Origin of the sequence: Dyadobacter sp. CY345 (assembly GCF_021502725.1) — a bacterium.
GTDB lineage: Bacteria > Bacteroidota > Bacteroidia > Cytophagales > Spirosomataceae > Dyadobacter.
In genome coordinates this window covers 849,500-876,131 of the sequence record NZ_JAKFFS010000001.1, presented here as the reverse complement: position 1 = coordinate 876,131, position 26,632 = coordinate 849,500, and the positions used below count along the sequence as shown (strand labels likewise).

Annotated in this window: 18 protein-coding genes; 10 read left to right on the top strand and 8 right to left on the bottom strand. The window is 41.2% G+C overall.

The features are described from left to right. Positions 1-87 precede the first annotated feature (87 nt). From L0657_RS03655 to L0657_RS03635, 5 genes are all read left to right on the top strand, one after another. A complete protein-coding gene (locus L0657_RS03655) occupies positions 88-1,002 on the top strand; it encodes an ABC transporter ATP-binding protein (protein WP_235150424.1) in 915 nt (304 codons plus the stop codon). Between the two features lie 44 nt (positions 1,003-1,046). Next, a complete protein-coding gene (locus tag L0657_RS03650) occupies positions 1,047-2,375 on the top strand; it encodes an ABC transporter permease (protein ID WP_235149037.1) in 1,329 nt (442 codons plus the stop codon). A 242-nt stretch (positions 2,376-2,617) separates the two neighbouring features. Then, positions 2,618-5,596 carry a DUF2723 domain-containing protein gene (locus L0657_RS03645; protein ID WP_235149036.1) on the top strand — a complete coding sequence of 993 codons (2,979 nt, stop codon included), beginning with the start codon at positions 2,618-2,620 and terminating at the stop codon, positions 5,594-5,596. A gap of 161 nt (positions 5,597-5,757) precedes the next feature. Then, positions 5,758-6,351 (top strand): Crp/Fnr family transcriptional regulator, encoded by a 594-nt coding sequence (locus L0657_RS03640; RefSeq protein ID WP_235149035.1) that lies wholly within the window; start codon positions 5,758-5,760, stop codon positions 6,349-6,351. A gap of 150 nt (positions 6,352-6,501) precedes the next feature. After that, entirely contained in the window at positions 6,502-6,933 is a 432-nt protein-coding gene (locus L0657_RS03635) for a hypothetical protein (RefSeq protein ID WP_235149034.1), read from the top strand. A gap of 44 nt (positions 6,934-6,977) precedes the next feature. On the opposite strand, the gene L0657_RS03630 is transcribed toward L0657_RS03635, so the two are convergent. The 3 genes from L0657_RS03630 to L0657_RS03620 form a co-directional block, all read right to left on the bottom strand. Continuing rightward, a complete protein-coding gene (locus tag L0657_RS03630; protein ID WP_235149033.1) occupies positions 6,978-8,171 on the bottom strand; it encodes an endonuclease/exonuclease/phosphatase family protein in 1,194 nt (397 codons plus the stop codon). A 140-nt stretch (positions 8,172-8,311) separates the two neighbouring features. Next, positions 8,312-9,484: a molecular chaperone DnaJ gene (gene dnaJ, locus L0657_RS03625; RefSeq protein WP_235149032.1), complete on the bottom strand. Its 1,173-nt coding sequence runs from the start codon at positions 9,482-9,484 to the stop codon at positions 8,312-8,314. Positions 9,485-9,584: 100 nt separating this feature from the next. Further along, positions 9,585-10,166 (bottom strand): nucleotide exchange factor GrpE, encoded by a 582-nt coding sequence (locus tag L0657_RS03620; RefSeq protein ID WP_235149031.1) that lies wholly within the window; start codon positions 10,164-10,166, stop codon positions 9,585-9,587. 148 nt (positions 10,167-10,314) lie between these two features. On the opposite strand from L0657_RS03620, the gene queG reads away from it, so the two are divergent. The 5 genes from queG (at position 10,315) to L0657_RS03595 (ending at position 16,431) form a co-directional block, all read left to right on the top strand. Further along, on the top strand, positions 10,315-11,262 hold the full coding sequence (gene queG / locus L0657_RS03615) for a tRNA epoxyqueuosine(34) reductase QueG (RefSeq protein WP_235149030.1): 948 nt from the start codon (positions 10,315-10,317) through the stop codon (positions 11,260-11,262). A 73-nt stretch (positions 11,263-11,335) separates the two neighbouring features. After that, positions 11,336-11,749: a DUF1761 domain-containing protein gene (locus tag L0657_RS03610; RefSeq protein ID WP_235149029.1), complete on the top strand. Its 414-nt coding sequence runs from the start codon at positions 11,336-11,338 to the stop codon at positions 11,747-11,749. A gap of 114 nt (positions 11,750-11,863) precedes the next feature. Further along, positions 11,864-12,718: a universal stress protein gene (locus L0657_RS03605; RefSeq protein WP_235149028.1), complete on the top strand. Its 855-nt coding sequence runs from the start codon at positions 11,864-11,866 to the stop codon at positions 12,716-12,718. Between the two features lie 57 nt (positions 12,719-12,775). Continuing rightward, positions 12,776-13,855, top strand: a complete 1,080-nt coding sequence (gene corA, locus L0657_RS03600) for a magnesium/cobalt transporter CorA (RefSeq protein WP_235149027.1) — start codon at positions 12,776-12,778, stop codon at positions 13,853-13,855. A 104-nt stretch (positions 13,856-13,959) separates the two neighbouring features. Further along, positions 13,960-16,431: a bifunctional UDP-N-acetylmuramoyl-tripeptide:D-alanyl-D-alanine ligase/alanine racemase gene (locus L0657_RS03595; RefSeq protein WP_235149026.1), complete on the top strand. Its 2,472-nt coding sequence runs from the start codon at positions 13,960-13,962 to the stop codon at positions 16,429-16,431. Positions 16,432-16,491: 60 nt separating this feature from the next. Here the strand turns inward: L0657_RS03595 and ppk1 are convergent, their stop codons facing one another. The 5 genes from ppk1 to L0657_RS03570 form a co-directional block, all read right to left on the bottom strand. Next, a complete protein-coding gene (gene ppk1 / locus L0657_RS03590) occupies positions 16,492-18,798 on the bottom strand; it encodes a polyphosphate kinase 1 (RefSeq protein WP_235149025.1) in 2,307 nt (768 codons plus the stop codon). A gap of 172 nt (positions 18,799-18,970) precedes the next feature. Further along, positions 18,971-20,926 (bottom strand): DNA topoisomerase (ATP-hydrolyzing) subunit B, encoded by a 1,956-nt coding sequence (gyrB, locus tag L0657_RS03585; protein WP_235149024.1) that lies wholly within the window; start codon positions 20,924-20,926, stop codon positions 18,971-18,973. A 480-nt stretch (positions 20,927-21,406) separates the two neighbouring features. After that, positions 21,407-24,577 carry a PVC-type heme-binding CxxCH protein gene (locus L0657_RS03580; RefSeq protein ID WP_235149023.1) on the bottom strand — a complete coding sequence of 1,057 codons (3,171 nt, stop codon included), beginning with the start codon at positions 24,575-24,577 and terminating at the stop codon, positions 21,407-21,409. A 62-nt stretch (positions 24,578-24,639) separates the two neighbouring features. Then, entirely contained in the window at positions 24,640-25,518 is an 879-nt protein-coding gene (locus tag L0657_RS03575; RefSeq protein WP_409015024.1) for a ThuA domain-containing protein, read from the bottom strand. Positions 25,519-25,715: 197 nt separating this feature from the next. Further along, entirely contained in the window at positions 25,716-26,456 is a 741-nt protein-coding gene (locus tag L0657_RS03570; protein WP_235149021.1) for a porin family protein, read from the bottom strand. Positions 26,457-26,632: the final 176 nt, after the last annotated feature.

Here is a 26,632-nt window from a genome sequence, read left to right as displayed (position 1 = left end):
ATCTTTGGAACGCAGATTAAAATAGTCTGGCTATCTTCATCAGAAATTGCGGATAATTCGCAGTTCAGGCCATTACCCTATACAAGAATGAATATTATTGAAGTACAAAACATTACGAAGGATTACTCAAATCATCGTGCTCTGGATGATGTTAGTATCAATATTCCAAAAGGCTGCATCTTCGGGCTTCTCGGCCCGAACGGAGCGGGAAAAACATCTTTGATCCGGATTATCAACCAGATAACCGGGCCCGATTCCGGTCAGGTTTTCTTTGATGGAGAACCGTTAGGTCCGAAACATATATCTAAAATCGGATATCTTCCCGAAGAACGCGGATTGTACAAAAAGATGAAAGTGGGCGAACAGCTCCTTTATCTGGCACAACTGAAAGGCCTCAGCAAAAGCGAGGCGATGGAAAAACTGAAAATCTGGTTTGTTAAATTTGACATCAAAACCTGGTGGGACAAAAGCGTTTCGGATCTTTCAAAAGGTATGCAGCAAAAGGTGCAGTTCGTTTCAACCGTCCTGCATGAGCCAGCGCTGATCATTCTGGATGAACCGTTCTCTGGTTTTGACCCGATAAACGCCAATCTGATTCGTGATGAGATTTTGGAATTGAAACAAAAAGGCAGCACAATCATTTTTTCAACGCACAGAATGGAAACTGTTGAAGAACTTTGCGACAACATCGCGTTGATTCACAGAGCTAAAAAAGTACTTGACGGGCCTAAACAAGTTATTAAAGAACAATTTAAGACCAATACATTTTTTGTTGAATATCGCGGTGAGCTAAACACGTTTGAACATAAGTATCAGCTTGAAAATACGACTTTGCTGGAAAATGATTATCTGCGAACTAATATTCATCTGCCAGCTTCGGTGACATCAAACGAACTTTTGACTGATCTCTTACCGAAAATAGAAATTCGTGCTTTCGGCGAAAACATTCCAACCATGAGCGACATCTTCATGCGTGCGGTTAACGAAATTCCGGAAGCTTAAACCGGCCACGTTCGCCACTTCAACTACTCTCTAAAATTAAAAACATGCGAAATATATTACTTGTAATTCAAAGAGAATACATGGTCAGGGTTAAGAAAAAGTCATTTTTAATTATGACAATTCTTGCTCCCGTGCTTTTTGTGGGCGGTTACGCTTTGGTTATCTGGATGGCTGTCAGTTCTGTTGACAGCAAAACCGTACAGGTTGTTGATGAAAGCGGACTTTTCACCAATGAATTTAAAGATTCCGAATCACTGAAATTTTCTTACGTAAAAGGCTCAATCGATTCCGCCAAAGCTCAGTTTAAGGATGGTCAGGCCAATGCGCTCGTGTATATTCCGGCGAATGTGATTGCATCTCCAAAAAGCGTTCGCATTTATGCTGCGAAAAACGTGAGCATGGACCTGAAATCGGAAATTGAAAAGGTCATTGAAAAAGAAATAGAAAATATTAAACTTTCCCAGGCTGGCATAACGCACAAAATTCTGGAAGATTCCAGGGTCAATGTGAGTTCAGAAACCATCAGCCTTAGCGATGAAGGTGAAAAAACAAGCAGTTCAGGAGCCGCAACAATTATAGGCGGAATTTGTGCATTTCTCATATACATGTCGGTATTCATTTATGGAACGCAGGTAATGCGTGGCGTGACTGAGGAAAAAACGAGCCGGATTGTCGAGGTGATTATTTCTTCCGTGAAACCATATCAGTTAATGATGGGCAAAATCATCGGCGTCGCGCTGGTTGGTCTGACGCAATTTGTATTATGGATTTTCCTGACCGTGTCTTTAACAGCTCTTGCTACTACGGTGTTAAAGTCGAAAATGCCGGAAGACTCTCAGCAGATTCAGCATGAAATGAGCAAAATGCAGAATGGTATGCCAGCATCTAATATGCCGGGCGGAAGCGTGGATAATCCGGTTGCGGAAGTTCTGGGAGCAGTTAATAGTCTTAACATTCCCCTCATTATTGGATGTTTTTTGTTTTACTATCTGGGAGGATATTTATTTTACAGCGCACTTTTTGGAGCAGTCGGCGCCGCTGTGGATAATGATGCGGATACCCAGCAATTTATGCTCCCCATCACACTACCAATTATTTTCTCCTTTGTTTTCGCACAGTTCGTACTTAGAGATCCTGACGGAACTCTGGCATTCTGGACATCCATGATTCCGTTTACCTCGCCGATCATCATGATGGTGCGAATTCCTTTTGGTGTACCAGCCTGGCAGATCGCGCTTTCCATGGTATTGCTAGTGCTCGGTTTTATCGGAACAATCTGGGTCGCTTCCAGAATTTATCGGGTAGGAATTTTGATGTATGGAAAAAAAGTAACTTACAAAGAGCTCGCCAAATGGATATTTTATAAAGTTTAACAATACAATAATTTCCCCATTCATATGCCTCCGACACGCACCGGCTATAATTTTATGGTCAAAAGCTGTCGGAGGTATTTTGTTTAACACTTTTTAAGAGTGCCTAACCCTTGCCGTTGAGGTTATTTTGCTAATTTTGAGGCACCGATTAAATATGCAGCTATTTTTTGGAGTATTGCGGCCGTTTTTGTCCGTCTTCACTTTTGGAACTTACTGTAAACTTATAACCATAAATTATTATAATGACCCGTTTCAACCGTTCCAACAACCTTACGGGTTGGATTGTTTTCGCAATTGCATTTCTAACATACGCCCTCACCGTTGAACGAACGGCCAGCTTTTGGGATTGCGGCGAATTTATTGCCTGCGCATTTAAATTACAGGTACCTCACCCTCCGGGAGCTCCATTTTTCCTTTTGATCGGAAGATTATTCTCAATGTTTGCTTTTGGCGATGTTACCAATGTTGCCTACTGGGTGAATATGGTTTCGGTTTTAAGCAGTGCATTTACGATTCTTTTTCTTTTCTGGACAATCACTTTACTTTCTCGTAAACTGATCGGCAAAAATGATGAAGAGTTGACCCAAGGTGACATTATCCTGTTGATGGGTTCAGGCGTTGTTGGCGCGCTGGCTTATACCTGGTCCGATTCATTCTGGTTTTCAGCTGTTGAGGCTGAGGTTTATGGAATGTCATCATTCTTTACAGCGATCGTTATCTGGGCTGTTTTCAAATGGGAAAGAATCGAAGATCCTGCTGCCGAAAACCGCTGGTTGATTTTCACGGCTTATCTGGTAGGTTTGTCAATTGGTGTCCATTTGCTTAACCTTGTTACGATACCTGCGCTTGCTCTTGTTTATTATTTCAAAAAATATCCAAAACCAACGGCCTTAGGAGGTATTGTCGCCTTTGTTGGCGGTCTTGTAATTCTCGCGATTATCAACTCGGGTATTATTCCGGGTTTGCCGAGTATGGCAGGAAAGTTTGAAATATTCTTTGTCAACAGTCTTGGACTTCCATTCAAATCCGGTGTAATATTTTTTATTATTCTTTTCCTCGGCTCGTTGGTCTGGGGAATTATTTATTCTCAGAAAAAAGCAAAGGTTCTTTTGAACACAGGGCTCCTTTCTCTTGCCTTTATTTTGGTTGGTTATGCATGTTACCTGATGGTTTTAGTACGTGCCGAATACAATCCTCCAATCAATGAAAATAATCCAAACGACGTTTTAAGTTTTGTATCTTATCTAAAAAGAGAGCAATACGGAAGCCGTCCTTTGCTTTTTGGTCCATCCTTCGTTTCCCGTCCGATCAATCAAAAACGTGGTGCGCCGATGTATCGCAAACAGGATGGAAAATATACAATTTATGATTACCGTCCGGAATATGAATATGAGCCGGGAAGCAGCATGCTTTTGCCTCGTATGTACAGTACGCAGGGAGGCCATCCGCAGCTTTATCAGCAAATGACAGGTTTGGCAGAAGGCCAAAAACCAACGATGGGTAATAACCTGCATTTCATGTTCTCCTATCAGATCGGGCATATGTACTGGCGTTATTTCCTTTGGAACTTCGTTGGCCGTGAAAGTGACGAAGAAGGTGCAGGAAACCTGCTTCCATGGGATGCGTTTACGAAATTCCCGTCAATTATTGAAAATAACAAAGCGCATGACAACTTTTTCATGCTCCCATTCATTTTGGGTCTTTTTGGAATTGTGGTAATGTATTTCCGTCGTCAGCGCGACTTACTGGTCCTGGGCTTGCTGTTCTTCCTTACGGGTGTTGCCCTTGTAATTTATCTTAATTCGCCACCAACCGAACCTCGCGAGCGTGATTACATCTATGTAGGATCGTTTTACATTTTCTGTATGTGGATCGGATTTGGTGTAATTGCTTTGGCTGACGGTTTGAATAAGTTTGTCAAAAGTGCAGTGACACGTGCCGGCGTTGCGACAGGTCTGAGTTTGATTGTTCCGCTTATCATGGGAGCGAAAGGCTGGGACAATCACAATAGAAATCATCGTTATCACTCAGTGGATTTCGCTAAAAACCTGCTTAATTCCTGCGCGCCGAATGCAATTCTTTTCACAGGCGGTGATAATGATACATTCCCTCTCTGGTATGTTCAGGAAGTGGAAGGATTCAGAACTGACGTTCGTGTTTGTAACCTGAGCTTGCTTGGTACTGACTGGTACATCGATCAGATGAAACGTAAAACGTATTTGTCAGAAGCACTTCCGATTTCACTGGATAAAAACAATTATGCTTTTGGTAAAAATGATATTGTTCCTTTCTACGAAATTCCAAGTGTAAAGGACGGAATTAATTTGAAGGAATATATGGGTCTTGTTAAGCAGGAAAATAAGGCGATTCAGGTACCGTTGACAAGCGGCGACATGACTTCTATCCTGCCATCTTCTGTTTTATTCCTGCCTGTTGATACAGAAGCGATCAAAAAGATGAACATTATCAAGAGCGACCTTCTTCCTTATTTGAGCGATTCGATTAGCTGGACGGTTGGTAAAGGTGATTTGTACAAATCAGATCTGATGATGCTGGATATGATCGCAACCAATGACTGGAAGCGCCCGATCTATTTCTCTTCAACTTTGGGTGGTTCAAGCTACCTTAACCTGAAAGAATATATGCAGCTGGAAGGATATGCCTACCGTTTGCTTCCTGTAAAAGTGCCAGGTGCTACGGATGGTTATGTCAACTCCACAGTGATGTATAATAATCTGATGACTAAAATGTTCTGGAGAGATCTGGATAACCCGAATACTTATTACGACAACACTTATCTTGGTTCTCCGATTTTTACTGCCCGTATCGCTTTCCTTCGTTTAACTGGTCAGTTGATTGCCGATGGAAAAATTGAAGAAGCTAAAAAAGCAATGAATAGGGCTTTGGCCGTGATGCCTGATAAGAGTATTCCATATGATCAAATTTCTTCTAATTTTATCGGAACATTATTCGATTTAGGAGAAAACAAAAAAGCGCTTGAAATTGCTGAAACGATGGCTTCCCGCTCAGATGAAAACTTGACATGGTCCAAAGAAAATCCGACGACGAAACGTCGCGACAGCCAGGTTGATCTTTACATTTTGCAAACGATTGTCCATGAATGTCGTGAAGCGAAGCAGGAAGTTGCCGCGAAAAAATACGAGGCAATTTTCCAGAAACATCTTGCCGCTTTCAACATGTATGGGAACGGTGCCCAATAAAAATAACCGCTGAATAACAAAAGAGGGCTGTAAATCAGCCCTCTTTTGTTATAATCGAAAGTTTTTCTACTTTTTGTCTGCAAAAATAACTACTTTTAGGCTCAACGGTATGAGAATCAGTAATCGGTATTTCTTGAAAAAGCTAATTTTCAGGCCGACGTATGCACAAAATATTCTCGTTACTCTGTAACTACAACATCATAAGTGAGCGAACATATGAAGCTGTTCTCTCAAAATTAATTACCACCGAACATTCCGACAAGACTATATTAATCTCTCCTGACAAGCCGCAGGAAATGGTTCATTTTATTGGCGAAGGTATCACCCGTAATTATTACAGCCGTATTGGACAGGAATGGACCAATGGTTTCGATACCATCGGCGACTGTATCATGACTTCTTCAAATTTCATTTACGATCAACCTTCGATAGATTACGTTGAAACATGCACTAATGTGGTTTTGTACAGTATATCTAAAAAGAATTTCAGATCACTAATACTTCATTATCCCGATATGGAAAAAGTGTATCAGGAGATTATGGAAAGAAGGCTTATCAGGCTGGAAAAACGGATGCAGGCTCTTTACATGCTCACGGAAGACGAATTATACCAAAAATTTGAACGGGAATACAGTCACATTCAGAACTTCATTGCAGACCAGCATGTAGCAAGTTATTTGCGCATGAACCTGGCGACTTTTTTTAGAGTCAGAAAAAAAGTGGATTCCGAAAAACGCACGAAAGTGATGCAGTAAAATCTATTGATCATATTTGTAATAAAAAAACAATCAATAAAATTTTATCCTGAAATTTTAATAGAATTAATATTATAGAATAAATTCTATAATAAAATACTACAACTTGTTACTAGCTTTGGGTTCGACTGAAAACTTACTCTTAAAGTTATGATTACCCCCAACAAGAATGGAAATATTTTACCAAAATTATATTGTCTGTTTACGCTCTTATTTATTTTCACTGTGTCTCAATCTTGTAGTGAAACTGAGCCAGCCGTAGCTGACGTACAATATTTAGTTACCAATAAATCCACAGATAAAATAAGTCGCTTAACTGTATTTATTGTAAACGGTGATACTTCTTCGAGCACAATTGTTGATTCAGTTTTCCTGACCAATATTCCAGAAAATCTTGCGGTCAGGCTGACGTACGACATTACTAAAAATTCTGCTGCGAATGGAATGTATCGGCTCGTAGCCATTGGTTCAAGGAAGAAATGGGACAGGACTTTCGGAAAATTTAGCAGCTCGAAAGACGAAGATTCTGACCACATCTATAATCTCGAAATAAAAGAAGATTCGGTCGTTGTCGTTCAATAAAAAAGGAGAAGCGGTCGCTTCTCCTTTTTTATTAAGATTTAAATTTATTCAAACATAACCTTGATCCATACCAATCGGTGGTCCGAACTGGATTCTCTTTTTTCAACAAGTTCAGCCATCGGCTCACCTTTTGCAGGCCAGAAAACGCCACTATCCATAATCTTAAATCCTGAACGTGATGGCAGCACATAGTCAGCTCTCATTCGCCAGAAGGCCGTATGATTTTTAGCAAACGGGTTATTTGGCGAATGCCCTGCTCCACCTTTACTTTCAGGAGCATTTTCACTATTTACTTTCGGACTCGCCAGAAGTGCTTTAATTCCTTCGGATACCGCATTTCCTTCAACAGGCGAAGCATTCTGGTCGCCGAGAATTACAAAAGAAGAATTGGCAGGCAAACCTCCTTTTTTCCCCTTGTCGTCATAAATATATTCGTTGCCTGCATCGCTGATATAGTCTTTCCAGAACCTGATCTCGTCATGATTTCTTTTTCCATTGCGGTCTTCGGCACCATCAAATGACGGTGGCGTCGGATGGCTTGCAAGAAAATGGATTGTTTTATTACCAACTTTAACCGGAACATCCCAATGCGATTTTGACGAGAGCGGAAAAGAAGCCCAGGCGTCAGCAGTATACCAGTCGCTTCCATCCGCCTTGACTGTTTTCAAAGCACCCGGCATATCTTTCCATTTGAAATTCTGAAATGTCCTGACATTGGCCAGATCAATCGGATATCTTGAAATCAATACCATAGCATACTGTCCCGGATATAAACCAAATCCCCAGGCATCCGCACCGGTTTTACTTGCTACGCCATCGTTATCCAGGTCATACGGACTTGGCTGTCCGGTATTTGATGTTCCATAATAATAGTATGGATACTCAATTCCCTTGGCTCCACCCTGCCCTTTTTCAAGATATCCTTTAATAAATTGCAAAACGCCCTGCTTTGGATCTTTGATATAATCAAACTCATTCAGCAAAATCACATCCGGCCTTACCGTCTGAATAATTTTGGCGATGTTTTTTATCTGAGTGTTATTTCCTGATGCCAGTTCACCAATTAAGACTTTCTCGGAAATTCCCGCTGTCCCTTTTTTAACATAATTCTCAGCCTCCATACTCACATTATAAGTCGCGAAGGTCAATTCCGTTGGTTTGTTTTGTGCCTCAGTTTGCATTCCTGAACAAAGCATAGCGAGACATATCGCAGCTGCCTTTAAAGTTTTATAAGTCATAATTTTAAATTAAATCTACCCGCAAAGGTAAAATCACATAGTGACTATTTTTCAAATGTGACGTTACATTTACATTAAAAATAAAACGAGCCGAATCATGACTGACCGGCTCGTTTCTATATTTCTTCCTTCAAAACAGATCAATGAAAGAAATCTTTCATTTTATCAAAAAATCCTTTTTCGTTCTTACCAGGTTTTGGCTGAAAGTTTGGAGAATTACGAAGCGATTCAAGCGTTTCGCGCTCATCAGAAGTTAACTGCTGAGGCGTCCACACGCTGATATGCACCAGCTGATCACCTTTACCGTAACCATTCAAATCTTTAATACCTTTTCCTTTCAAACGAAGAATTTTTCCTGCCTGCGTACCTGGTTCAATGGTTATTCTCGCCTTACCGTCAATTGTAGGAATCTCAGTCGAAGTACCTAACGCTGCATCGACAAAACTCATGTGCATATCAAATACAACATTGTTTCCGTCACGTTTCAGGTTCAGATCTTCTTCCTCTTCGATCACGATCAGCAAATCCCCGGCGACGCCACCTCGTGAAGGCACGTTGCCTTTGCCTGACATTGATAGCTGCATACCTTCCGCAACACCGCCAGGAATATTCAAAGTAATTAAATCATCTTGTAATAAACGTCCCTCACCCGCACACGCATCACAACGCTCGCTGATAATTTTTCCGTCGCCGTTACAAGTAGGGCAAGTTGTTGTGGAAACCATTTGTCCCAACATCGTACTTACGACTTTACGCACCTGCCCCGTTCCGTTACAGCCCGTACAAGTTGTCAGTGCTGTACCATGTTTTGCGCCGTTTCCTCCGCAAGTGTTACAACTGACATGCCGTTTTACCTTAATTTTTTTCTCAACACCGTTTGCGACTTCTTCAAGATTAAGTTTAAGCTTAATTCTCAAATCAGAACCACGACGTACTCTACGGCCACCGCCACCGCCGCCACGGCCGAAAATATCACCGAAAGGACTTTCGCCGCCTCCGAAAATATCGCCGAACTGCGAGAATATGTCATCCATAGAAAAACCGCCGCCGCCGAAACCTCCTGCGCCAGCTCCGCCCGCGGCACCGCCAACACCAGCATGACCAAACTGGTCATAACGCTGACGCTTATTCTCGTCGCTCAAAATGCTGTAAGCCTCCGCAGCTTCTTTGAATTTATCTTCCGCCGTTGGATCGTCAGGGTTTTTATCCGGATGAAACTTAATCGCAAGCTTGCGATAAGCCTTCTTGATATCGTCTGCAGAAGCGCCACGATCAACGCCGAGAACTTCGTAAAAATCTCTTTTCTTTGCCATTTTAATTTTTCAATGAGTAATGTATGCAGTCTTTACCGCAGTAAAAATTCAATAATGGATGTCAGTTAGAGCATACATTACCATTATTTATTTGATATGATCAGGCGCCAACAATTACCTTGGCGTAGCGAATCACTTTTTCATTTAGAAAATATCCTTTTTCAATTTCGTCAATTACCTTTCCTTTCAAATCTTCCGTAGGAGCAGGAAACTGAGCGATGGATTCGTGAAGTTCTGCATCGAAAACCTCACCTTTTGACTGCATGGGCTTCAATCCTTTTGATTCAAGTGTTTTGTATAATTTGGTATAGATCAAATCAACACCTTCTTTCAAAGCTTCGATTTCAGTGGAAGAATCGAATGAAACTTTTGCGCGTTCGAAATCATCAACGATTGGCAATACTGCTTTTATAAGATCAGCACTTGCACCCGAGATCATTTCCAGTTTTTCTTTTGCAGTGCGTCTGCGAAAATTTTCAAAATCAGCATACAGTCGCATATATTTATCTTTCAGCTCTGCAACCTCCGTTTTATGCGCTTCTGACGGATCAACTTCTTCAATTTCTCCGATTACTTCGCCAGCATTGTCCATTGGAAGGCCATTTTCTGCAACTTTTTTTTCTTCGTTTTCCACATTGTCAGTATTTACTGAATTGGCATCCTCATTTATTTGGTTTTCCATGTCCTTTTATATGTTGTCTTCTGTATTTTTCGGCATAGTTTTCCTGCACTTTCATGAAATTTCATGTACCGAAGTATACTAAATTACTTTGCCAGCACGAAAAAAACTGACAAGATGACATTCCGACTGCATTTCGTAACTTTGCAACATGACTACGGAAGAACTCATACGCGCGGAAAGGAGCCAGTTTATTAAATCGAAAGCAGCTGAAATTGGTTTCGATTATTGTGGTATATCCAAAGCTGAATTTCTTGAAAAGGAAGCTCCGAGACTGGAAAACTGGCTAAACCAAAATCATCATGGTGCGATGGGTTATATGGCAAACCATTTTGATAAACGGCTCGACCCAAGAAAACTAGTCGACGGTGCAGAATGTGTCATTTCCGTTTTATTGAATTATTATCCTTCCGAAAGGCTTCCGGAAGAAGCCGAAGACCTCAAACTTTCCAAATATGCTTATGGAAAGGATTATCATTTCGTGCTGAAAGAAAAACTTCAACTATTACTGGAAGCGATTCAGGAAGAAATTGGCGAAGTGAACGGTAGAATTTTTGTTGACTCGGCCCCTGTGATGGACAAAGCATGGGCGGCAAAAAGTGGTTTGGGATGGGTCGGCCGTCATTCCAATTTACTCAACCGGGATATGGGTAGTTTTTTCTTTATCGGAGAAATTATCTGTGATTTAAAATTAGCATACGATGGGGCCGTTAAAGATTATTGCGGGACTTGTACGCGTTGTATTGACGCCTGCCCGACCGATGCAATTACTGAACCGTATGTGGTTGATGGAAGTAAATGCATCAGTTATTATACAATCGAATTAAAAGATGCAATCCCGGAAGAGGCCAAAGGGAAATTTAATAACTGGATTTTCGGCTGCGATATTTGCCAGGATGTTTGTCCCTGGAACCGTTTTTCCCAGCCTACAAAAATTTCGGACTTCGCTCTGCCTCAGGAACTAGCCGGCTTCAAAAGGAATGACTGGGAGGAAATAACTGAAGAAGTTTTCCGAGAACTATTCAGGCGCTCGCCACTCAAGCGAACGAAGTATGACGGTTTGAAAAGAAATATTGACTTTCTTAAACCGTTACAATAAGAGAGCTTCTGATTCTTCTCCAATAATCAGCGGCTTTAAATTTCCAGTTTGATGACTGAATAACAACTCTGATATGAGAAAACAATCCGTCAATCTTTGGGCTGTGTTGGTTTGTGTGGTAATTGGACAAATCATTCCTGCTTTATGGTATTACATTTTTTCCGAGGAGTGGTCCTTATTAAATGGTTTGGCCAAACAACCCATGCCATCTTCCGTCAGCCCAATTCCATACCTATCAAGTATCGTCTCGACTTCCTTCATGGCTTATACAGTCGGTTGGGTTTTCACGAAAATTCCCGTTAAATCAGGTTATATCGGATTTCTTATCGGTTTGCTTTTCGGAACCGTATTTGTCCTTTTCGAAACTATTGTTAAAGATATGTTTTCGATGAGACCTATTGAACTGTCGCTGATCGATGGTGGGGTAAGTGTAGTTGTGTATAGCGCAACAGGGTTCATTCTGGGTTTTTGGCGTAAATACGAATAGTTGTTACGCAAGATCATACTTCTCTGGCACTATTCTTTACGTTTATTTAATACGTTATAATCACAATTAAAGTATATTGGACTCAACTTATATACTCCACGAAACCAAACTATTATGAACCGGATCCTGATTCCCATCGACTTTTCAGAAAATGCTGAACGCGCTTTGGCCGCAGCAAAAATTATGGCGGACAAAGAAAATACTGAACTGTTGATCTTGCATGCCTATCAGCCATATATTCCGGATGTTAGCGTAATGCCTGGAAGTGTTTTACCAGGAATCGGTTCACCGGATTATTCTTACATAGGCGATGACCTGGAAGCAAATTTCCGTCACCAGCTGGATGGATATGTCGCTAATGTTGTAGCGGAAGGGTACAAAGCGGAAGGAATTTGGGCAGTTGGTGGCGTTCAGTCTGCGGTGGAAGATGCAATTGAAGAATATAAACCCAGTTTGGTTGTAACAGGAAGAACAGGAACAGGTGGATTTCTGGATAAATTAATTGGTAGTTCTGCTACCAACATTGCGCTTCATTCTCCCTGCCCGGTAATGATTATTCCTCCGCAGGCTGAACCGAAAAGATTTAGCAAGGTCGTTTATGCAACGCAATTTGAATATGCAGAAAATGACATTCTCCGCGAAGTATTTATTTTGATGAATCATTTGGGAAGCAAACTAACATTGCTGAAAGTAAGTGCAGATTCTCAGCCAGATATCCAACCTGATAATCAGTATCTTGATGATATTAAGGGAGAATTTATTATTGGCGAAGATGAAGTTGTTTATAGAAAGGCGGACAGTGTGCTTGACGGAATTGAAGATTATTGCGACGAAGTTAATGCAGACCTGCTGATTATGTCAACGAGAGAACGCTCATTCATTGAAGAATTTCTTATTAATCCAAGTGTGACAAAAAAACTGGTTGTGGACACCCACGTTCCTTTATTAATTTATCACCTTCGCGAATAATCTGGTCAAAGACCAAACTATCAATCCATCCAGGTAATATCGTCTCATTGTAACAGAATGTCGAAACGAAAGCATCGTCCAAAACGGGAGAATTTATTAACGTCACCAGGTACTTTAACATACATCGGGCCTGAAAATGAGTTAAAAACCAAGATTCGAAAAATTCAATACAGTGAGAAATTCTATAAAAATGAAGCTGTCACGAGTCTTGCAGAATGTGCGGCGAATCCAAATATAGAACCACATATTACCTGGTTGGATGTTGATGGAATTCATGAAACGGCATTGGTCGGCAAAATTGGAAACTTATATAACCTCCATCCACTGATTCTTGAAGACATTGTCAATACAGAACATAAGCCGAAACTGGAAGTTTATGATACTGGCTATATATTTTTGACCCTAAAAATGCTTCATGTAGATTCAGAAGAGCCTCTGGAGATTTCTTCTGAACATGTAAGTTTCGTTGCCGGGAAAAATTATCTTATCTCGTTTCAGGAAGAAAGGTCGAATGATATTTTCAGCCCGGTAATTGATCGTCTAAATGCATCTGTCGGAAAAACACGTCGAAATGGGACAGATTATCTTGCTTTTGCACTCATGGATGTGATCGTGGATAACTATTTTCTTGTGCTTGAAAAGTTTGGAGAAAAGCTTGATCTGGTCGAAGAAAGTATCATCAGCGGTTCAAAAAGAGAATCTCTGAACGACTTATATGCTTTAAAAAGAGAACTCACTTTCGTGAGAAGGGCAATCTGGCCACTTCGTGATATGATTAACCAACTAATTCGTGAAGACAATTCTTTGATAAGTAAGGAAGTCGTTCCATACTATCGTGATTTATACGATCATACCATGCAGGCGCTGGATACGGTGGATTCTTACCGGGAACTTCTGGCCAGTTTGGCTGATGTCCATCTTTCAACAATCAGCAACCGCATGAATGCTGTGATGAAAACGCTGACCATTTTTTCGGCTATTTTCATGCCTTTAACCTTCATCGTTGGTGTTTACGGAATGAACTTTGACAATATGCCAGAGTTAAAAAATCCAAATGGATACTATTACACCTGGGGCGTAATGGCGATTGTTACCGTAGGTATGATTTTATATTTTAAGGCAAAAAAATGGATGTAAAACCGGTCTGTTCTTAATCAATTTACCAGCCGCTCAAATTATATAAAAATACCGTACAAAAACATCATTCTTTAATACCTTTGCGCTTTGCAAATACCATTGGAATGACTCTGACTGAAAATACCACCACATCCGTACAAACAACAGCGACTTACCTGTTAACTGATAGCCGCCAGCTTTCTTTCCCCGAACAAAGCATATTCTTTGCCATCAAAGGTGAGCGACACGATGGTCACCAGTATTTAAAAGAGCTTTATCGAAAAGGAGTAAGGGAATTTGTTGTAGAAGAAGCTTCGGTGAATGACAAGCTGCGTAAAGATATCAAGTCCTGGAAAAATGCGACCGTTTGGGTTGTCGTTTCAAGCATTCGTGCGCTGCAAAAAATCGGTACTGAGCATCGCAGCCATTTTTCAATACCTGTTTTGGGAATTGTCGGAAGTAACGGGAAAACGATTGTGAAGGAATGGCTGGCGCAATTAATTGCACCTGACCAACGTGTCGTTGCAAGTCCTAAAAGTTATAATTCGCAAATCGGTGTTCCGCTTTCTGTGTGGAATTTGAAGAAAGAACATACGTTTGCCATTTTTGAAGCAGGAGTCTCCCGTGCGCATGAGATGGAATATCTGCAGCCGGTTATCAATCCGACAGTCGGAATTTTTACAAATATCGGTTCTGCGCATGATGATGGATTTCGTAGCCGCAAACAAAAAATTACAGAAAAGCTTCGTCTTTTTACAAAAGTCAAATCATTAATCTATTGCAAGGATTATACGGAGGTTGATGAAGAAATTCAATTAATCCTTCGTCCGGTTAACCCCTTCCTGAAAACAATTACATGGGGAAGCCAGGCAGACGCAGATATCAACGTTACATTTGAATCTCACAAGGACAATACCATCATAAAACTCGATGGCATTTTTGGAAACCTCCAATTTGAAACCGTTTTCCGGGACGACGCTTCTCTTGAGAACCTGACACATTGTATCGTCTTTTTACTCGACTTCGGCCTGATGCCATCGGTTATTCAAAAAAGGATACTGACATTGCGCCCCGTCTCGATGCGTTTGGAATTGAAAGAAGGAATTAATAATTGTTACGTCATTGATGATACCTACAACAATGACCTGCAAGGATTAACGATGGCGCTCAACTTTTTATCACAACAGGAACAGCGTAGTCACAGAACCGTTATCCTTTCTGACGTATTACAATCCGGACAAGCACCAGCAGAATTGTATGGCATCATTGCCCAATTATTGCGAGAGAAAAAGATTGACCGCCTTATTGGCATCGGCCCGGAAATCAGCCTGCAGGTTAATCAATTTGATATTTCTGAAACTAAGTTTTACAAAGACACCGATGCTTTTCTTAAAGCATTTCCCTTCAGCTCATTGACCGATAGTCTGGTATTAGTAAAAGGTGCCAGGACGTTTTCATTTGAAAAAATCGTCCATCGTATTCAACAAAAATTGCACGGAACAGTTCTTGAAATAAATCTTGACGCATTGACCCACAACCTAAATTTTTACCGGTCGAAAATCGGTTCGGATACAAAGATAATGGTGATGGTTAAAGCTTTCGCCTATGGAAGCGGAAGTTCAGAAGTAGCCAATTTACTGCAATATCATCGTGTTGATTATCTCGGCGTTGCCTATGCGGATGAAGGTGTTTCTTTGCGGCAGAGCGGAATTACGTTACCTATTATGGTGATGAATTCTACGGCACCCACATTCGATACGCTTTTGCAATATCATCTTGAACCGGAAATATACAGCAAACGAATACTGACAGATTGGATTGAGTTTGTCAATCGAAAAAATAATTCGTCAGAGATTCCTCCTGTTCATTTGAAACTGGACACCGGCATGCACAGACTTGGATTTGTCGAAGATGATTATGATTGGTTATGTCAGAAGCTTTCTTCTAATCCTTCTATAAAAGTTTCCACGGTTTTTAGTCATCTGGTTGGCGCAGATGAGGGAATTCACAACAATTTCTCTCTTTTGCAATATGAAAGATTTATCAAAGGCGCTTCGAAAATTGAGGAGGCTTTGGGTTATAAGGTAACTAAACATATCTTAAATTCTGCCGGAATTGTACGTTTCCCTGATTTTAAACTGGATATGGTTCGACTGGGAATTGGCTTATATGGAGTTGAGGCGACAGGACAACAACAACATTTCTTACAGCCCGTAGGAACATTAAAAACGGTTGTTTCCCAGATAAAATATCTTTCCGCCGGTGAAACTGTGGGTTACAGCAGACGAGGTTTGGTTAGTCATGATTCTGCCATCGCAACATTGGCGATTGGTTATGCAGACGGATATGACCGGGGATTAGGAAACGGAATCGGCCAAGTTTATGTTAACGGGACTTTATGTGCGACGATTGGTAATGTCTGCATGGACATGACGATGATCGATGTAACCAGAGCAATAGTAGAAGAAGGCGATGAAGTGATTATCTTTGGCAATGAAGTTCCAATCACTGATCTGTCAAGTCGGATCGGAACTATACCTTATGAAATATTGACAGGTATCGGAGAAAGAGTTAAAAGGGTATTTTTTAAAGAATAATAAAAAACAAAAGCCGCTCAAATTAAAATCTGAGCGGCTTTTGTTTAATATCAATATTTTTTATTCACAAATCTGCTGTTCGGATTCTGCGGACTGTTGCTGTCTTGCTAAATCCTCAACAATCGTATCAGCCGGCTTTTGATCCGGCACAAAAAGTTTTACTTTCAAAACATCTTCCAGCGTCACATCAAAAAATGCCTTGTGGATATTCAAAGGCGCTTCATCTGGTTCCAGGCATTTGATGTAAGTACCATCTTCCTGCATTTCATAGGCATTCACATTATCCAATAAACTGAAATACAAAATGTGAATGGCCTCCTGTTTGACACGAATATCAACCAATTTGAAAAGCGATTCAATACGACGGTCAAAACTACGAACCATCGCATCTGCGCTGCCACCGTAAACAAGCGGGTCACCGTTCTGATGAAAATAGAATATTCTGGAGTGTTCAAGAAAATCTCCTACCAAAGAACGAACTGAAATATTTTCGCTCAACCCCTTTCTTCGAGGACGCAGGCAACACATCCCACGCACGATCAGCCGAACAGGCACGCCAGCTTGTGAAGCCGTGTAAAGTTCCTGAATTGTCTCCTTGTCTTCCAGCGAATTTATTTTGATACAAATTCCACAAGGCAAGCCTGCTTTCGCATTTTCAGCCTCCTTACGAATTAACTCAATTAGTTTATTCCGCATATAACGCGGCGCTGTGATCAGATTCTGATACTCTGTCGGGCTGGAATGACCGGTAATAACATTGAAAAACTCAGAAATATCCTGGGTATATTCTTCGTTTGTAGTCAGCAAACCGGTATCAGTATATAACCTCGAAGTATCCTCATTGTAGTTACCGCTTGATAAATGCGCATAACGTAACACGCGATTTCCTTCGTTACGAACGATAAGCAGCAACTTGGTATGCGTTTTCAACTGACCAATACCGTATATCACAAAACAGCCAGCTTTTTGCAGACGCTGCGCTTCACGAATGTTATTTTCTTCATCGAATCTCGCCTTTACTTCGAACAGAACTGCTACGTGTTTCCCGTTTTCGGCAGCACGCAACAAGGCATCTGTAACACGGGAATTTTTCGCGAGACGGTAAATCGTTAACTTAATCGAGAGTACTTTCGGATCATCAGCGGCTTGTTCCAGCAACTGAAGCACTGGTTCAAAATTGTTATATGGATGATGTAAAAGAATATCTCTTTCTTTCATCGCCTCAAAAACATCAGGAATTCTTTCTCTTTCCAATCCTAGCGGTGGTACTGGCGGATGTATCGGGGGAATCTGATCCTTAAATTCAGGATGTTTGACAATGGCCCAAAGCGAGGTGTAATCAATCAGTCCTTCAACTTTAAAAACATTATAGTCGTCAATTTCCCATCTCTTTTTTATTAAATTAAAAAGATCGGGGTTTGTATCCGGTTCAATTGCAACGCTGACGACGCGACCCAGGCGACGGTTCTTAATTTTCTGCTTAATCTCGTCGATGAAATCAGATTCCATATCATCACTTTCTTCCAGAGAAAAATCTCCGTTTCTGATGATTCTGAATAGGTTGGTCGAGACGATATCGACGTTGCGATATAATTTGTAAATATGCGCTCTGACTATTTTTTCAATAGGCAGAAAAAGAATCTCATTATCGCGCTCAATCACATAAAAACGAGGAAGATTAAGCGGAAGCTGAACAAAAGACAATTTCCTATCTTCTTCGGAGGAAGTACCCTTTACCTGCGTTATCACGCCCAACACCAGAACTTTCGCAAGCAAAACAGGGAAAGCATGTGTATAGTCGAACAACATAGGCGTCAACATCGGATAAACCGTTCGCTCAAAATACTGCTCGATTTCCGCTTTCTCCTCTCCAACCATATCCTCCATACCAACAACACGAAAACCGTGTTGAGCGAAAAGAGGTTGAAGTTGATCGGTATAACAAGCGTTCTGCAAACGGACAAATTCGTGCAGCTCTTTCATGAGCATTTTCCTGAATGGAATTTCTCTCAATCCTGAATAATCTACACGCTCCTTTCCGTAGTCAAGATAGTTATACAAACTACCCAGACGGATCGACAAAAACTCATCGAGATTAGAGGAGGTTATTGCCAGAAACTTTAATCGGTCGAATAAATTTCTTTCCTCATTTTGCGCCTGATCCAATACCCGGTCGTTGAATTTGAGCCAGCTAAGGTCACGACTGATAAAATCGCTCTGCTGAACCAGGGAATTCACCTTTTCAGTAGGACTTACAAGCTTTGTGTCGTCCATGGTTGTTTCTTTTGGGTTTTTAAAAAATGAAAACAGACCAGAAAGTCTTCCTCTTTTTTCGCTATTGGTTATCGGGTCGGTATGATCAGGCATAAGGTAATGAATTTAAACAATCCGCGCTATTCGTGTGTCCCAAAATGCAACGAATCTAATTATGTATTGTTTTTAGTATGATGAAGTTTTTGTTAATTCTTTCTCAAAAAAAACGGACGACTGAACATAGTCAGCCATCCGTTTTTCTCTAACTCGCGACGAGAGCTGACTGTTACACGTCTACACGAGCATATTTAGCATTCTTCTCGATGAAATCGCGTCGAGGTCCTACTTCATCTCCCATCAACATAGAAAATAAGTGATCCGCCTCTGCTGCTGATTCTATCGATACTTGTTTCAAACTTCTTCCGTCCGGGTTCATGGTTGTGCTCCACAATTGTTCGGCATTCATTTCTCCCAAACCTTTATAACGCTGGATATTCACCAAATCCTCACGGCCATTACCAACAGCCTTAACAGCTTCTTCGCGTTGTTGTTCCGTCCAGCAATATCTTTCCTCTTTCCCCTTTTTAACCAAATACAAAGGTGGCTGCGCAATGTAGATATAACCGTTGTCGATCAAAATCTTCATGTAACGGAAAAAGAAAGTAAGGATCAGCGTACGAATGTGACTACCGTCAATATCCGCATCCGTCATGATCACGATCTTATGGTAACGAAGTTTGTCAATGTTCAACGCTCTTTCGTCTCCATCTTTTCCGATCTGCACACCCATGGCGGTGAACATATTTTTGATCTCTTCGTTTTCGTAAATACGATATTCCTGTGCTTTTTCAACATTAAGAATTTTACCTCTCAAAGGCAAAATCGCCTGAAATGCGCGGTTACGGCCTTGCTTGGCAGTTCCACCAGCCGAGTCTCCTTCGACAAGATACAATTCACAAATCGCAGGATCAGTCTCAGAACAGTCGGATAGTTTACCTGGCAAACCTGTACCTGTCAAAATATTCTTACGCTGCACCAACTCACGTGCTTTCTTCGCAGCGATACGTGCTTTTGCGGCAAGAATTACTTTTTCAATGATCGTTCTTGCTTCCTTTGGATGCTCGGCAAGATAAGTGTCAAGCATTTCAGCCACAACCTGACTAACCACACTAACTACCTCAGAGTTACCTAATTTAGTTTTTGTCTGTCCTTCGAACTGAGGTTCAGCCACTTTCACCGAAATAACCGCAGTTAGTCCCTCACGAAAGTCATCACCACTAATCTCTATTTTCTCTTTGGCAAGTACACCCTGTTTGTCGGCGTAATTTTTCAACGTTCTGGTCAAAGCTGCCCGGAAACCCTGAACGTGTGTACCACCTTCAACCGTGTTGATGTTATTCACATAAGAAAAAACATTTTCACCGTATGAAGTATTATACATCATCGCAATTTCAACCGGGACCGTTCCTTTGGTATTTTCCATGTAGATCGGCTCAGGAATCAATGCCTGACGTGTTCCTTCCAGGTAAAGAACGAACTCATTTAAACCAATTTCTGAATGAAATTCTTCGCCACGGTTAACGCCGTTTTCATCCTGCTCACGCTTATCTTCAAGTGTAATACGAATACCCTTATTCAAAAAGGACAATTCGCGAAGACGTGTCGCAACAGTCTCGTATTTATATTCAGTAACCGTAAAAATCGTATCATCTGGTTTAAAATGGATAAACGTTCCCGTTTTTTCCGAATCACCGATCACACGTACAGGATACAAAGGTTTCCCTTCGCTATATTCCTGTTCGAATATTTTGCCTTCTCTGTGAATTTCTACGCGTAAATGGATGGAAAGCGCATTAACGCAGGACACCCCGACACCGTGCAAACCACCAGAAACTTTATAAGTATCTTTATCAAACTTACCACCCGCGTGAAGTACAGTCAAAACGACTTCAAGTGCAGATTTTTTCTCTTTCGCCATGAGCCCGGTAGGAATACCCCGGCCATTATCCTGAACGGTAATGGAATTATCTTCTTCTATCGTAACGTTGATGGTGTCACAGTAGCCGGCCATTGCCTCATCAATGGAGTTATCAACTACTTCCCAAATTAAATGGTGAACCCCCTTAAAACCAGTATCACCAATGTACATGGCCGGACGTTTACGTACGGCCTCTAAACCTTCAAGAACCTGGATATTATCGGCTGAATAATTATTTACTTCACTCACTGTTTCGTTTGCCATATTAATTGTTTTACTCTACGATAAAAAGTGCCCATCCAGGGGCTTTTTAAACATACAAAGATACGCTTTTCCTGCCTTTTTTCCTACTTCGTTTGAAGATAGATTCCTGTACTTTACCTCTTTTTTGATTATCTGATTTTTAATATACAAAGAGCTAATAATCAGTCGATTTCCAATTCTGTAATACCACCCATTTTTATGAAAATTAAAAATAACATTCCAACACTGAATTATTATTCCAATCGGCATAATCCGGCTTTTTCATGGGAAAAAGAATAAAATAAGATCAATAATTATAATTGCATACCGGTCGCCTGATATTCCTGGACTTTGGACAAGTCGAGATTTGAATTGCTGATTTACGAAATTCCCCAGATATATTTAATCCCATAGCTTTTGAATAACATTCAGATAAATACAAAAAAACGCGGCTGTCTGAAATGATCAGACAACCGCGTTTTTTGTATAAAACCTATATTGTTATTTTTCCATAGGATGTTCTTTCAGCAATTGATCCGGAGAGTAAAAATCCTGCTTACTTTCCGTTGCTGCTCTTACCTTTTTAACGCGTTCCGGAAGAATTGCAGAGCCCTGATTTCCAAAGGAATTCCGGACATAAGTCAACACTGCTGCCATTTCCTCATCGTTCAAAAGTCCGCCAAATGGTGTCATCGGAACTTGTCCCGGATACTTTTTGCCACTTACTTCGATCGGTCCCAATAGTCCTTTTAAAGCCAGTTTTATCAGACGATCTTCACTACCTAAAACCCACTTATTGGCAGTTAAAGGAGGGAAACCCGAAGCAGTTAATCCCTTACCGTCAGGCTGATGGCACGTGGTGCAGTAACCTTCCTTGGCATATATGCCTTTACCTGTATTAAAAAGTTCGAGTTCTTTTCCTTTAAGTGTCGATTTTACAATCACCTCTTTTTCCTTTTTTACACCGACACCATTTAAATGTGCAACTGCCGTTTCGTATGCGTGAATAGACCAGTCGTCCAATGGCTTTTTCTTAGCTTCCTCCAGAATCGGCAATCCTTTTTCCTTTCCGATCCAGGACGCTGCCACAATTGCCGCAAGCCTGACACGGCTGTTTTCATCCTTCGCCGCCTGCATCAACAAAGCTGCCTGATCGGGAACCTGATGCCCCGTGTAACGCACTACATTAACCGCAGCCGCTCTCGCATGGTAATCTTTTGCTTTAAGTACCTGTTTCAAAAGTTTTTGATCCACTTTATCCATACCCCAGCTCACCCACAAACCTTCCAGTAAATGATGCTCATAACGCGGATCATTTTTATCCAGACTGGCAACCCAGGTATTCAGTTTTGTTAAAACCTGATTTACATCCCTTCCCCGCAACTCGCGACGTGTTCTGTATCGGGTGCGATACTCTGGCAATTTAAGATTTTCAAAAAGTTCTTCGATACTTGCCCCATCTACTTTTGCGGGTTTTACCAACGGCCTTGAAAGATAAGTAATCCGGTAGATTCTTCCGTGTGAATGATCCCTCAAAGGGTCACGTGCGTTATGCTGCATATGCCCGATCAGGATATTGTGCCAGTCGATCAGGTAGAGAGAGCCGTCTGGCGCGAATTCCATATCAACAGGCCGGAAATTTCTGTCTTCGCTGACAACAAGATCGGCACGATGTTTACTTGCATATCCGGTTCCGTCATCTGTCAGCGTATGTTCTTTCATACCTAAAAAACCAATGGTATTATTGATCAGAAAATCTCCCTGAATATCATCCGGAAAATGGCGGCTTGACACAAATTCCAATCCGGAAGTCGGGCGGACGCGATGTGCTTCTTCGACCAGCTGCGCGGACTTATGGGTATATTCGCCATATCTAGGCAATACAGACCCCGGCATCATCCAACGAACATCCGGACTGGAAGTTTCTGCAAAAAATGGCTGCCCCCAATCATCGAACGCTATACCCCAGGGGTTTGGGATGGAAAGCTGAGCCGTGCGTTCAAGTTTTTTAAGCTGCGGTGCATATCTGTAAAATCCACCGTTTGTTGCCCGCACCGTTCCGTACGAAGTTTCAATATTCGTATGAAGAAAAACACCTTCACCAGAATAAATTGCACCCGACGGATCCACCGTAAAAGCATGGCTGTTATGATGGGTATCATGATCATCAAAACCGCTTAACAAAATTTCACTTTTGTCTGCCTTACCATCACCATTAGTATCCATCAAGATTTTAAGATTGGTTCCCTGGGAAACGTAAACACCTTCTTTTGCTATCTCAAAACCCAATGGAAGATGTAATCCGTCAGCGAAAACAGTTTGTTTATCTGCCTTTCCGTCTCCGTTTGTATCTTCAAAAATGATAATTTTATCGTTTGGTTTTGAGTCTCCCGGCTTGTAATGCGGGTAACTAGGCATCGTGGAAACCCAAAGCCTTCCTTTGTTATCAAAAGACATTTGCATCGGTTTTGCTAAATCAGGAAATTGTTCTTCTGATGCAAAAAGCTCGATTTTATATCCTTCCGGCACTTTCAGTTTTTTCAATGCATCCTCGCCATACAGATATTCCAGACTTCCGTTTTTCTCCGGATTATAATTCGTTTTAACCTGCGGCAAAGGCGAAGTATTTTTATCAGCGGCAGCCAAATCCAGCTTTTCTCCTTTTGAAGCAGCAAGCCAGACAGCCTGATCGCGAATGGCGGTCAGCTCACGGATTTTGTTAATTTCCGCCGGATAATTATCCTGTCCGAACGGATTATAACGGCGACCGTAAACATGCACACCGTTTGGAATTTTATAATCGTTATGCCACATCCAGTTTTTTTCAAGAACAGCATCGTGAACCAGGTTTCGGTTCGCCTCTGCTTTCGGCAAAGCTTTTCCAAAAACCTTATCAGAAAGTAAAAGAGCCAGTTTTTTATAACCTTCCTCATTTAGCTGCGATCCGTCAATTGTCAGATCAGCTTTACTTTCAGCATACCATTTCTGTGAAGGCGTAAATGCGTCTACGAAAAGCACCTTATTTTGATCGGCAACTTCCTTCATTGCCTTTGCATAGAGGGAAAGATTTTCGTTTTCCTTCTTCCCGTTTGGAAGATCAAATTTTGCTGACAAATCTTCAAACGCTATCGGTGAAACGATGGCTAACTGAGGCGGCGTGACGCCATTGTACTTTTGACTTAACGTATGTTTGATAAATGCATCAAGCTCAGCTTTGTAGTTGGCCAATCCTTCTTTTCCCTGAAACGATTCGCTATATCCAAAAAAGGCAATGATGATATCTGTTTTCAGCCTCGTAATCCATTCATCCGGAGATTCGAAATGACCTTCACTGTTTGAATTTTTAGCATATTCTGTCTGAAATTTTTCAGCTCCCGGAAATGCCCAGGGTAAATTTCTGCTGGCATGTGGACGAAATCCAGGCGTGTCGCCACCGTCGCACATATTTCTGATATAAAGCAGACTGTCGGGATATCGAACCTGCATCTCAGTTTCAAAATGTCCGTAGTTCATCATCCTCGACCCTAGGTTTCCTCCCAGCAGGATAATTCGGGAGTTTTTTTTGAGTTTCAGCGAATCGGGCTCGCTGAACTGAAAAGCACTGAAAGCAATGACAATTAATCCAAATACGATAAACAATCCATTGATGCCTCTTTTTGCGGGTTTAGTCATTTTCGTAATGATAATTTATTCATGGTTTAGGAATATACTATGGCTTGAAGTGGTATCTCAGCTTATTTTGCCTCTCTGTAAGGAACCTGGATATCCATTTTGCCCTTCCAGGTTTTAGGTACTTTCTGTCCTAATTCCCAGTGAATTGCATTGATAATCAGACGCTGAAAAGGTTCCAGTTTAAAGTCGTCCGGATGCCCAAGGGTGGTCATGAAAACTTTGCCGCCGAAGGAATTGGTGCCCGTCCACGCAACAGGATTTTCAACGTCCTGTTTATCAGGATCAACTGATTTGCCCATCAACAACCAAGTCGAACCTTTGGTAGGATAATCCGGAAGAACCCGGTATAACCATGAACGAACATGAAATTTTGGCGAAACGCCCGTGAGTATAGGATTTTTTGACTGTTCAGGAATTACAGAAACATCAGTGCTGCTTTTGTGTCCATAATGCGTGTGAGCCGCTTTTCCGCCCCAGCCGGGAGGAGAATTTAAAGCAAATTCTCCGAAAGCATTCCATTTTTCATTCTCGTCTCCTTTTGGATAATTGAAGGCATGGGTTGTTGTACGGAAGCCCATTACCGGTTTTCCCGATTTAAGATAGGCATCAATATGAGCGAGCTGTTCCTTGGGCAATTGCCGCCAACGGAGATAAAAAACAGCCAGGTCGGCATCTTTCAAAGCTTCCAGGCCAGGAATATTTTTCTCGGAATTGTAATCTGGAGAAGCTTTCAAAACGATGGTACGCATACCATAATTTTTTTCAAGTTCGGCTGCGATTATTGCAAGCGTCTCTTCGCCGCTGTACTCATGATCGCCCGTTACGAACACAACCAGTGGCTTTTTAGATTTCGCAGACTGAGCAGAAATGGTTGTTGGTGAAGTTAGCAGGCAGCAAAATACTGCACAGAGGAATAGGAACAGGTTAGGTTTTAACATCATTTTGCGATTTGCATCCATTGTTGAAAAATGGAAATCTTATGAAAGAAAAGTTTAAAAGGCTTAGCTTGGTAAGTCGCGACACAGGTCAATCTACCGATTGAAAGTCTGTTTTTAACTTCCTTCGCCAAGGTTTCAAAAGTAAGACTAAATTATCCTACTTTTCCCTTACTTTTTCATAAAACAAAACGAATGATCTATTAGAAAAATTTGAGACCGAGCGTTAATTCAACTCGCGATAAATCTTCAAACTTCTCTTTGGAGAGGTTTATGGTTTCAGTAACTCCGCCAGCTTCTCTTTTGAATTTATATGCTGTCCCGAGATAACAGGCACCGGAAATGTTTAAAGCAAAATGATTGCTGAGTTTTTGTTCCAAACCTACTGATACGGCCCAACCCATGGCATTAGCTTTATTTGTAAAATCATTTCCGTCCGAAATGCCCTTGTTGATATACGATTGATAGCCCAAAGCAAAACCCGCGAGGACAGAAGTCGTATTGTTTTTGAAAGGATATTGGTAAACGGCCGAAGGACCAACAAACTGAATGGTGATATCATCGCCATTTTTATTATCAAAATCTCCCTGGCTTTTGAAGATATTGTATTTTAAACCCAATCCGACTTGCGGCCAAGTAAACCGATGAAAATCAGCACCAAGCGAATAACCGGATTTTAGATTCCGGAGATATTTTGAATAAGGCTGATTGGTCCTGGCGCCTTTGTTTGGCAAACGATAACTATATCCACCATTAAATCCAAAAGCCCATTTTCTGTTAAAAGCAAGTCGAATTTTAATTTTAGTAGAATCATTTTCAGAAACAGGTGAGTTCTGTGTTGTAACCGCAGGATTTTCTGTCGCGACACCAGTGGTATCCTGTGCTCTCAAAACACCTGAAACAATTAAAACCAGAAAGACGCTAACCGTTAAAAACTTATTCATTGATATTAAAACTCAATTGTAATCCGAACGCCTCCGGCAAAGTTATGACAATTCCAAGCGGCCTCAAAGATACAACTTAAACTCTATGACGATCTTTGTACATCATATCTGTTTCTCAGTTTTCTTTTAGCCAACTATGATTCTTTCCGACAAATTGAAATACTTGGCCATAGTAT